This window comes from Isoptericola sp. S6320L (assembly GCF_023015685.1).
Lineage (GTDB): Bacteria > Actinomycetota > Actinomycetes > Actinomycetales > Cellulomonadaceae > Isoptericola > Isoptericola halotolerans_A.
Genome location: NZ_JALKAT010000041.1, coordinates 20154 through 29069 on the forward strand (window position 1 = coordinate 20154; position 8916 = coordinate 29069).

The window sequence follows — 8916 nt, forward strand, 5'->3', positions numbered from 1 at the left end:
CCATCAGTCGTTCGCTGTCAGGCGGGTGGTTCGTGGGCGGTGCCGACGAGGCCGTCGACGGTGAGCCAGGCGGCGATGCGCGCCAGGCTCCGGGCGCATCCCGGGTCGTCGGGCTGGTTGAGGTGTCCGTGGAACGTGCCGTCCTCGCGCACGAGAGACACGTCGGTCCCGGCCGCGGCCAGCTCGGCCGCGTAGGCCTCCCCCGACGACCGCAGCGCGTCGTGGTCGGAGTTGACGATCAGCGTGGGCGGCAGACCGCGCAGGTCCGTCCCGCCGGGGAACGCGTACGGCGACTCGGACCCGCGATCGTGCCCGAGGTAGTTGTCGTTCATCGCGCGGACCACCTCCGGCGGGAAGTCACGCCCCTCCGGCAGCGCGGCCACCTTCTCGGCGAGCTCGGGGCTCGCGGCCGGCAGCCCGTCGTGCACCACGGGGTAGGCGAGCACCGTGCTGCGCGGGGTCCGCTGGGCGGGGGCCGACGGCGGCACCTGCGTCCCGGCGTCGGACTCCGCTCCCCCGTCGGCTGCAACGTCGTCGCGCAGACGCAGCGAGGCTCCGGCCGCCAGGTTGCCACCGGCACTGGCGCCGCCCAGGGACCAGGAGCCCGCCGGGGCCCCGAGGTCGGCGGCGACCGCCCAGCGGAAGGCATGGACCACCTCGTCGTGCGCGACCGGGAACCGCACACCGCCCGGCTCGGCGAGCGCCTCGAGGTCCTCCCGGTCCATGGGCGGGCAGAGCCGGTAGTCCACGCTCACCACGACGACGCCCTGCGCCGCGAGGGTGCGCGCGACGAGGTCCGCCTCGGGCATGTCGAGGTCCCCGTGCATGAACCCGCCGCCGTGGGCCCAGACGAGCCCCGCGACGGGAGTGACGCCGTCGGCCACCGCGTAGACCCGCACGCGCAGGTCACCGTGCGGGCCGTCGAGCACGTGCTCCGTGACCTCGCCCGTGCTCGTCGTGGTCGTGCTCACGCGCCCCACCCGGCCTGCTGGCCGCCCACGCGCTCGGCGGCGATCTTCGGCAGGTAGCCGGACTGCGCGAACGCGGCCATCGGGTCCTCGGGCAGGCCGCGCGCCGCGCGGTACTCGGCGAGCGCGGGGCGCACGTCGGTGTAGAACGCGTCCATGTAGATCGCGTTGGCGCCGAGCACGTCGCCCGACTCCTGCGCCTTGGCGAGCGCGTCGCGGTCGACGAGCAGGGCTCGTGCCGTCATCTCCTGGACGTTGAGCACCGACCGGATCTGGCCGGGCACCTTGTCCTCGACGTTGTGGCACTGGTCGAGCATGAGTGCCACCTGCGAGCCCTCGTCGAGGCCGCCGCCGCGGATGACCTCGGCCATGATGCGGAAGAGCTGGAACGGGTCGGCCGCACCCACGATGAGGTCGTCGTCCGCGTAGAACCGCGAGTTGAAGTCGAAGGACCCGAGCTTCCCCAGGCGCAGGAGCTGCGCGACGATGAACTCGATGTTGGTGCCCGGCGCGTGGTGGCCGGTGTCGAGGCAGACGAACGCCTTGTCGCCCAGCGCCGCCACCTGCGCGTACGAGGTGCCCCAGTCCGGCACGTCCATGTGGTAGAAGGCCGGCTCGAAGAACTTGTACTCGAGCACCATGCGCTGGGAGTCGCCGAGCCGGGCGTAGATCTCGGTCAGGGCCTCGTGCAGGAGGTCCTGGCGGGTCCGGATGTCGGCCTGGCCGGGGTAGTTCGTGCCGTCGGCCAACCAGATCTTCAGGTCCTGCGACCCGGTGGCGTCCATGATCTCGATGCACTCGAGGTGGTGGTCGATCGCCTGGCGGCGCACGCCCGGATCCGTGTGCGTCAGGGAGCCGAGCTTGTAGGCGTCGTCCTGGAAGGTGTTGGAGTTGATCGTGCCCAGGGCCACGCCCTGGTCGTGCGCGTAGCGCTGCAGCGCCGCGTAGTCGTCGACCTTGTCCCACGGGATGTGCAGGGCCACCGTCGGCGCGAGGCCGGTGAGCCGGTGGACCTGCGCGGCGTCGGCGATCTTCTCCTCGGGGTTGCGCGGGGTGCCCGGCGTGGAGAAGACCTTGAAGCGGGTCCCGGAGTTGCCGTAGGCCCAGGAGGGGACCTCGATGGCGAGGCGGTCCAGGACCGGGGTGATGTCGTCGAAGCTGGGCATGGTCGTCCTTTTCAGTTCTCGGTGGTGCTGCTCGCCGCGAGCTGCGTCTCGAGGTGGAAGATCGGGGTGAGCTCGGTCATGGTCTCGTCGGGGCCGGCGCCGTCGAAGAACTCGGCCATCTCGGCCTGCCAGCGCGCGTTGACCTCGTGCAGGCCCATGTCCGCCCGGGCGGCGTCCGGGTCGTCGCTCTCGAAGTAGCCGACCACCGTGCCGTCCGGGGCCGTGAAGATCGAGTAGTTGCGCCAACCGGTGGCGTGCAGGGCGCGCAGCATCGCCGGCCAGACCGCGGCGTGACGCCGCGAGTACTCGTCGAGCCGGTCCGGGCGCACCCGGAACCGGAACATCACGCGGCGCGTGCCGCTGTCCGTGCGAACCACCGTCGGTCCTCCTTCGCATCGTCCTCGACGCGGTCGATGAATCGATTCAAGGCCGTCAACGTACCCGTTGCCTCGGGCCGGGCGCAAGGCCGGGCCGGTGACGCGTCGCCACGCCCGCGCCCGCGCGGTCGGCAACCGGTTTCCACCCTACCTGCGCGCCCTTCGTCCGCTCCCCGCACGAACCGTTACGATCCCGGTAGCGGTCCACCGACCGCCGCACCCGGACCCGGGACCTGTCGACGAGGAGAGGGAACCCCATGCCGCCCCGCACGCAGCACCGCCGCACGTCCATCTCGGACGTCGCGCGGCACGCCGGCGTCTCCGTCGGCACGGTGTCGAACGTGCTCAACCGGCCCGACCGCGTCTCCCCCGGCACCCGCAAGCGCGTCGAGGCAGCCATCGCCGAGCTGTCGTTCGTGCGCAACGGCTCGGCGCGCCAGCTCCGCGCCGGGCGCATCACGACCGTCGGCGCGATCGTGCTGGACATCTCCAACCCGTTCTTCACCGACGTCACGCGCGGGATCGAGGAACGGCTCACCGCCGACGACTACACGCTGATGGTGGCCAGCTCGGACCGCGACCCGGAGCGCGAGGCCCGGTACCTGCGCCTGTTCGAGGAGCACGGCGTGCGCGGCGTGATGGTCGTCCCGACGGCCGACAGCATCGAGCACCTGCTCGCCGTGCGGGAACGCGGGATCGGCGTCGTCCTGCTGGACCACCCCTCTCCGGTGGAGTCCGTGTCCTCCGTGGCGGTGGACGACGTCAACGGCGGTGCCATGGCGACCCGCCACCTGCTCGACCAGGGGCACACCCGCCTCGCCTTCCTCAACGGGGCACACTCGATCCGCCAGTGCGCCGACCGCCTCGAGGGCGTGCGCCTGGCGCTCGCCGAGGCGGGGCGCGATCCCGACGAGGCACTGGTCGAGGTCACCGTCAGCCTCGACGCGGACGGCGGCGAGGCCGGCATCCGCGCCCTCCTGGACGCTCCGGACCGCCCGACCGCCGTGTTCTGCGTCAACGACCTCGTGGCGCTCGGCGCCCTGCGCACGCTGCGCCGGGCCGGGCTGTCGGTGCCCGACGACGTCGCCCTCGTCGGGTACGACGACGTCACCTTCGCGGCGGAGCTCGCCACCCCGCTCACCTCCGTGCGCCAGCCGCGGCACGAGCTGGGGACGCGGGCGGCGGACCTCATGCTGCGCGGCGGCGACGCCTCGGCCGAGCACGTGGTGTTCCAGCCCGAGCTCGTGGTCCGCGAGTCCTCGACGTCCGCGCCGGCGTAGGACGTCCGCGGCCCACGCCCGGCGTCGCGGTTCGATTTTGAATCGATTTATGGCAGACTTCCGCCATGCGACGACGCACCACCCCCGACTCTTTCGACGCCACCGCCGTGCGGCCGTGGAACGCGCAGCTCGACGGCCTCGGCTTCGGCGGCGACTACAACCCCGAGCAGTGGCCCGCCGAGGTCCGTGACGAGGACGTGCGCCTCATGCGCGAGGCCGGGGTGAACCTCCTGAGCGTCGCGATCTTCTCCTGGGCGACGCTCGAGCCCCGCGAGGGCGAGCTCGACTGGACGTGGCTCGACGAGACGATGGACTCGCTGCACGCCGCCGGGATCCAGGTGGCGCTCGCCACGGCCACCGCCTCCCCGCCGCCGTGGCTCACCCGCCGGCACCCCGAGATCCTGCCGCGCCTCGCCGACGGCACCGTGCTGCACCAGGGCGGCCGGCAGTCCTACGCCGTCACGCACCCCGTCCACCGCGACTACGCCCTGCGGATGACCGCCCGGATGGCCGAGCGCTACGGCGACCACCCGGCGCTGGCCCTGTGGCACGTCGACAACGAGATCGGCTGCCACGTCCCGCGGGACTACTCGGACGCCGCCGCGCAGGCCTTCCGGGAGTGGCTGCGTGCGCGCTACGGCACCGTCGAGGCGCTCAACGAGGCCTGGGCCACCGCCTTCTGGTCGCAGCGGTACGGCGGGTTCGACGACGTGCTGCCGCCGCTGACCGTCCCCGCGTTCATCAACCCCGGCCAGCAGCTCGACTTCGACCGCTTCAGCTCCGACGCGCTGCTCGACTACTACCGGGACCTGCGGGACACCCTGCGCGAGCTCACCCCGCACGTGCCCACGACGACGAACCTCATGACCACGTCGGCGACCAAGGGCATGGACTACTTCTCGTGGGCGGACGACCTCGACGTGGTCGCCAACGACCACTACACGATCGCCGCGGACCCCGAGCGGCACGTCGAGCTCGCCCTGTCGGCGGACCTCGCGCGCGGCGTGGCCCACGGCGACCCGTGGATCCTCATGGAGCACTCGACGTCGGCCGTCAACTGGCAGCAGCGCAACCGCACCAAGGCGCCCGGCGAGATGCTGCGCAACTCGCTGCAGCACGTGGCCCGCGGGGCCGACTCCGTGATGTTCTTCCAGTGGCGGCAGTCCCGGGCCGGGGCCGAGAAGTTCCACTCGGCGATGGTGCCGCACGCCGGCACCGACACGGACGTCTGGCGCGGCACGGTCGAGCTCGGGCGCACGCTGCGTGCGCTGGGCGAGGTGCGCGGCTCCCGCGTCGCGGCGCGCGCGGCCCTCGTCGTGGACTATCCCGCGTGGTGGGCGGCCGAGCTGGACTCCCACCCCACCCAGGACCTGCGCTACATGGACGAGGTGCGCTCCTGGTACACGGCGCTGTGGGAGCAGGGGGTCACCGTCGACACGGTCACCCCGGACGCCGACCTGGACGGCTACGACCTCGTCGTCGTCCCCACGCTGTACCTCGTGGACGACGCGGGTGCGGCGAACCTCGCCCGCGCCGCCGAGCGGGGCGCGACGGTGGCGATCACGTTCTTCTCCGGCATCGTCGACACCCACGACCACGTGCGCCTCGGCGGCTACCCCGGCGCCTTCCGCGACCTCCTCGGTCTGCGCACCGAGGAGTTCTACCCCCTGCAGGCCGACGAGACGGTGCGGGTGACGGGCAAGGCCGTCGGGGGCGACGCCACCGCCGACCTCTGGACCGAGAAGACGCACGCGCACGACGGCACGGAGGTCGTGGCGGCCTACGACGACGGCGCGCTGGCAGGACACCCGGCCGTCACCCGGCGCGCCGTGGGGCCGGGCGCCGCCTGGTACGTGGGCACCCGCCTGGACCGGGCGGGGCGCGACGCGCTCGTCGGCCGCCTCGTGGAGGAGTCCGGCGTCGCGCCCGACGTCGTCGCCCCGGCCGGGGTCGAGGTCGTGCGGCGGCGCTCCGCCGACGGCGCCACCACGTGGCTGTTCGCGCTGAACCACACGGGCGTGGACGCCACGCTCGCCGGCGTCGCCGGGACCGAGCTGATCGACGGCGCCGCCGTGGCCGGCGAGCTCGCCGTGCCGGCCGGCGCGGTCCGCGTGGTCCGCCAGGGGTGAGCGCGGCGGCTCAGGGCGCCAGCGGCCAGGTGCGCAGCCGTCCGCACATGCCGTAGCGGCGGGGGCCACCGGTCGCGTCGGCGACCGCCACGCGGCCCTCGTCCAGCGTGACCGCCGAGGCGTCGGCCAGCGCCTCGAGCGCCGCGTCGGTCTGGCCCGCCGCGTGGCCGACCGACGCCTCCCAGGTCTCGCGCCACGCCGCCGTCCGCGGGGCCACGAGGCGCGCCGCGGCGTCGTGCAGCGGCTCCAGCGCGGCGGGGCCGTGCTGCCCGACGGCGTCCCGCAGCGCGGCGTAGCCCTCGAGCGCCAGGTCCCGCCGCGCCCGGGCGGCCGCCGCCACGTCGGTGTCGGTGGCCCCGTCCTCGCCGCGGGGCAGCGCCGCGGCACGGGCGTACCGGTCGGCGTCCGCGAGCACGTCGGCCGGGAAGGTGATGACGGCGTCGCCGGACTCCGGCAGCCCGGCGTTCGACATCACGACGAGCACCTCGAGGCCCCCTCCGTTCACCGCCCGGTGCACGACGCCCGGGCCGAACCAGACGATCCGCCCCGGCGTCAGGTCGTGCACCGCGAACCCTTCGGGCCCCAGCGTCTCGACCCGGCCGTGGCCGGACAACGTCACGTACGCCTCGGTCGACGTGGTGTGCAGGTGCGGCGACCCGCTGCCCTCCGGGGCGTCGGGCGCCGGCCAGTCGTAGACCCGCAGGTGGCTGACCGACGTCCCGCCGGGAAAGACGGGCAGCCCCGTCACGACCGCACCGGGGCGGGCGGCTGCGACGGATCGACGTGGCCGGGCTCGAGCACCCCGCCCTCACCGGCGAGCACCTGCCGGCCGAGCCGGGCGAGCTCGACGCCCCGCGCGCCGTCGGACTCGCCGTCGGCGATCACGACGGCGTAGGTGAAGACCAGCGTCTCGCCGGACGCGAACGGCACCTCCGCGCTGAAGAACGGCGCGGGGCACACGCAGGCGAACGGCTCCGACCGCACGAACCACTGCGGCGTGCCGCCGGGGTTGGTCCCCGGGTCGACCATGAGCACCGTGGAGGCCCGCGAGCCGCCCTGCTGCCCGGGGCCGGCCGGGGGCGCGGCGCCGTCGTGCCGCCCGACGAACCCGAGCCACTCGGCCCGCAGGCCGCGCGCGTCCTCCGCGTCCGCGACCACACCGGTCCCGTCGCTCGCCGGCAGCAGCACCTGCCCGCCGGTGAACGAGCGCGGACCGCGCCAGAACAGACCGCCGTAGCCGGCGTTCTCCCGGCCGTTGGTCGTCGGGCTCCCGATGTCGAGCGGACCGTCGGAGACGTTGGTCATCGTGGAGGTGAAGGTGAGCACCCAGACGTCCGGCGCGGCCGCCGGCAGCAGGACCTGCACGCTGCGCTCCTCGCGGACCACGACGTCGCCCGGGACGTCAGAGCCGTCCCGTCCGGTCGTCGCCGGGGTGCGCCAGGACAGCTCCTCGACGAACCCGCAGGGACCGACGGCGGTGAACTGCTCGTGCTCCATCGAGCCGTCGTTGTGCAGGTCGACGTAGCCCCGCTCGGCGTGGACGTAGTTGGGCCCGCCCCAGAAGTTCCAGGGGCCGACGTGCGGGAGCGACCACGCGATGCCCTTGTGCCACACGTGGTCCCACGGGCGGTACGCGGAGACCACCGCGCCGCCTCGGGTCCGCAACGGGTGCAGGTAGGGACGCGGGCTCTCGTAGGGGACGTCGTCGGGCCGGTACACGTACGCGAAGAGGTCGACGTCGTCGCGCGAGCCGGTCATCGCGCTGCCGTCGCTGTCCAGGGTGACGCTCATGGGGTGGCCTCCTGAGCCGGGACGTCCTTGACCGGGGGCCACGGTGCCCCCGTGCCACCCATGCTGTCGTAGAACGGGTCACCGGCGGAAATCTGCCCACGGACCACCGTCTCGCCCGTGAACGCGGAGCGGTAGATCGCGGCGGCGAGCTCCAGGGTGCCGCGGGCGTCCGCGACGGTGATGGGCGGCGCCTCCCCGGCGACCAGCGCGCGGTAGGTCGGCACGAGCTGGGCGAGGTGGCCCGAGCGGCCCTCGTCGACGCGCTCCTGCGCCGCTGCGCCGTCGTCGGACCATGCCCGCAGCACGTCCTCGTGACCGGGGGCCGCCGTGACCCGCCAGGCGTCGTCGTCGTAGCCGTAGAGGTGCTCGAGCTCGACCGTCGCGCGCTCGGTGTCGACACGCAGCGCGGAGGTCTGGCGCGGGGAGAGCAGCGAGTTGGTGATGCTGGCCATCGCCCCCGAGGCGAAGCGGACCATCGCCATCGACACGTCCTCGGTGTCGACGTCGCGGGCCAGGCGGCCCGCCATGGCACGCACCTCGGTCCACTCCCCGAGGACGGACAGGAGCAGGTCGAACTGGTGGATGCCGTGGCCCATCGTGGGCCCGCCGCCCTCGGTGTCGAACCGGCCGCGCCACGGCACGTCGAAGTACTCCGGCGGCCGGAACCAGAGGGTGTCGCACGTGGCGACGAGCGGACGGCCGAGCACGCCGTCCGCCAGCAGGCGCCGCAGCCGGAGCGCCCCGGCGCCGAACCGGTGCTGGACGATCTGGGTGAACCGGGCCCCGCCGGTGGCGGCCCGCTCGGCCTCGGCCATGGCGTCGATCTCGGCCAGCGAGAGCACGGCGGGCTTCTCGACGACGACGTGCACCCCGGCCGCCAGGGCCGCGCGAGCCTGCTCCAGGTGGAGGGAGGGCGGGGTGCAGACGTGCAGGACGTCGACCTCGCCGGAGGCGAGCAGCTCGTGCAGGTCGGTACCGTGCCGGGCGATGCCGTGCCGCGCGGCGAACTCCTCGGCGCGCGCGGCGTCGACGTCGACGACCCCGCTCAGCTCGACGCCCTCAAGGCCGTCGTGCTGTGCGACCGCGCGCACCGCCTCGGCGTGGGCGTGGGCGATCGCGCCGGCTCCCAGGATGCTGACCTTCATCGTTCCACTCTCTCAGTCGTCGTCGTGAAGGAGTTGTCAGAACGAGCGCGGGGTAGACCC

At 73.9% G+C, this 8916-nt stretch carries 8 protein-coding genes; 2 read left to right on the top strand and 6 right to left on the bottom strand.

Annotated features, from left to right (window positions below):
* Positions 1–17: 17 nt before the first annotated feature.
* The 3 genes from MWU57_RS16355 to MWU57_RS16365 are packed head-to-tail and all read right to left on the bottom strand — an operon-like array spanning position 18 to position 2478.
* Positions 18–971 carry an alpha/beta hydrolase fold domain-containing protein gene (locus MWU57_RS16355; RefSeq protein ID WP_246910653.1) on the bottom strand — a complete coding sequence of 318 codons (954 nt, stop codon included), beginning with the start codon at positions 969–971 and terminating at the stop codon, positions 18–20.
* On the bottom strand, positions 968–2134 hold the full coding sequence (gene rhaI, locus MWU57_RS16360; protein ID WP_246910654.1) for an L-rhamnose isomerase: 1167 nt from the start codon (positions 2132–2134) through the stop codon (positions 968–970). Before rhaI ends, MWU57_RS16355 begins: the two co-directional genes overlap by 4 nt.
* An 11-nt stretch (positions 2135–2145) precedes the next feature.
* Positions 2146–2478 (bottom strand): L-rhamnose mutarotase, encoded by a 333-nt coding sequence (locus MWU57_RS16365; protein WP_246910670.1) that lies wholly within the window; start codon positions 2476–2478, stop codon positions 2146–2148.
* A 290-nt stretch (positions 2479–2768) separates the two neighbouring features.
* On the opposite strand from MWU57_RS16365, the gene MWU57_RS16370 reads away from it, so the two are divergent.
* Both MWU57_RS16370 and MWU57_RS16375 read left to right on the top strand, forming a co-directional pair.
* Positions 2769–3791, top strand: a complete 1023-nt coding sequence (locus tag MWU57_RS16370; RefSeq protein WP_246910656.1) for a LacI family DNA-binding transcriptional regulator — start codon at positions 2769–2771, stop codon at positions 3789–3791.
* 65 nt (positions 3792–3856) lie between these two features.
* The gene (locus tag MWU57_RS16375) at positions 3857–5920 is read left to right on the top strand and encodes a beta-galactosidase (protein ID WP_246910658.1); all 2064 of its coding nucleotides are present in this window, start codon (positions 3857–3859) and stop codon (positions 5918–5920) included.
* A gap of 10 nt (positions 5921–5930) precedes the next feature.
* On the opposite strand, the gene MWU57_RS16380 is transcribed toward MWU57_RS16375, so the two are convergent.
* Genes MWU57_RS16380 through MWU57_RS16390 form a run of 3 tightly spaced genes read right to left on the bottom strand, consistent with a single transcriptional unit; the run spans position 5931 to position 8856 of the window.
* The gene (locus MWU57_RS16380; protein WP_308221199.1) at positions 5931–6668 is read right to left on the bottom strand and encodes a cupin domain-containing protein; all 738 of its coding nucleotides are present in this window, start codon (positions 6666–6668) and stop codon (positions 5931–5933) included.
* Positions 6665–7711, bottom strand: a complete 1047-nt coding sequence (locus MWU57_RS16385) for a PmoA family protein (RefSeq protein WP_246910661.1) — start codon at positions 7709–7711, stop codon at positions 6665–6667. Before MWU57_RS16385 ends, MWU57_RS16380 begins: the two co-directional genes overlap by 4 nt.
* Positions 7708–8856 carry a Gfo/Idh/MocA family protein gene (locus tag MWU57_RS16390; RefSeq protein WP_246910664.1) on the bottom strand — a complete coding sequence of 383 codons (1149 nt, stop codon included), beginning with the start codon at positions 8854–8856 and terminating at the stop codon, positions 7708–7710. The genes MWU57_RS16385 and MWU57_RS16390 overlap by 4 nt, the downstream gene beginning before the upstream one ends.
* Positions 8857–8916 lie beyond the last annotated feature (60 nt).

What these genes read in the sequence shown, in the direction of transcription:
- rhaI (WP_246910654.1), bottom strand. Translation starts at nt 2,134, where the DNA reads ATGCCCAGCTTCGACGACATCACCCCGGTCCTGGACCGCCTCGCCATC.
- MWU57_RS16365 (WP_246910670.1), bottom strand. Translation starts at nt 2,478, where the DNA reads ATGTTCCGGTTCCGGGTGCGCCCGGACCGGCTCGACGAGTACTCGCGG.
- MWU57_RS16370 (WP_246910656.1), top strand. Translation starts at nt 2,769, where the DNA reads ATGCCGCCCCGCACGCAGCACCGCCGCACGTCCATCTCGGACGTCGCG.
- MWU57_RS16375 (WP_246910658.1), top strand. Translation starts at nt 3,857, where the DNA reads ATGCGACGACGCACCACCCCCGACTCTTTCGACGCCACCGCCGTGCGG.
- MWU57_RS16385 (WP_246910661.1), bottom strand. Translation starts at nt 7,711, where the DNA reads ATGAGCGTCACCCTGGACAGCGACGGCAGCGCGATGACCGGCTCGCGC.
- MWU57_RS16390 (WP_246910664.1), bottom strand. Translation starts at nt 8,856, where the DNA reads ATGAAGGTCAGCATCCTGGGAGCCGGCGCGATCGCCCACGCCCACGCC.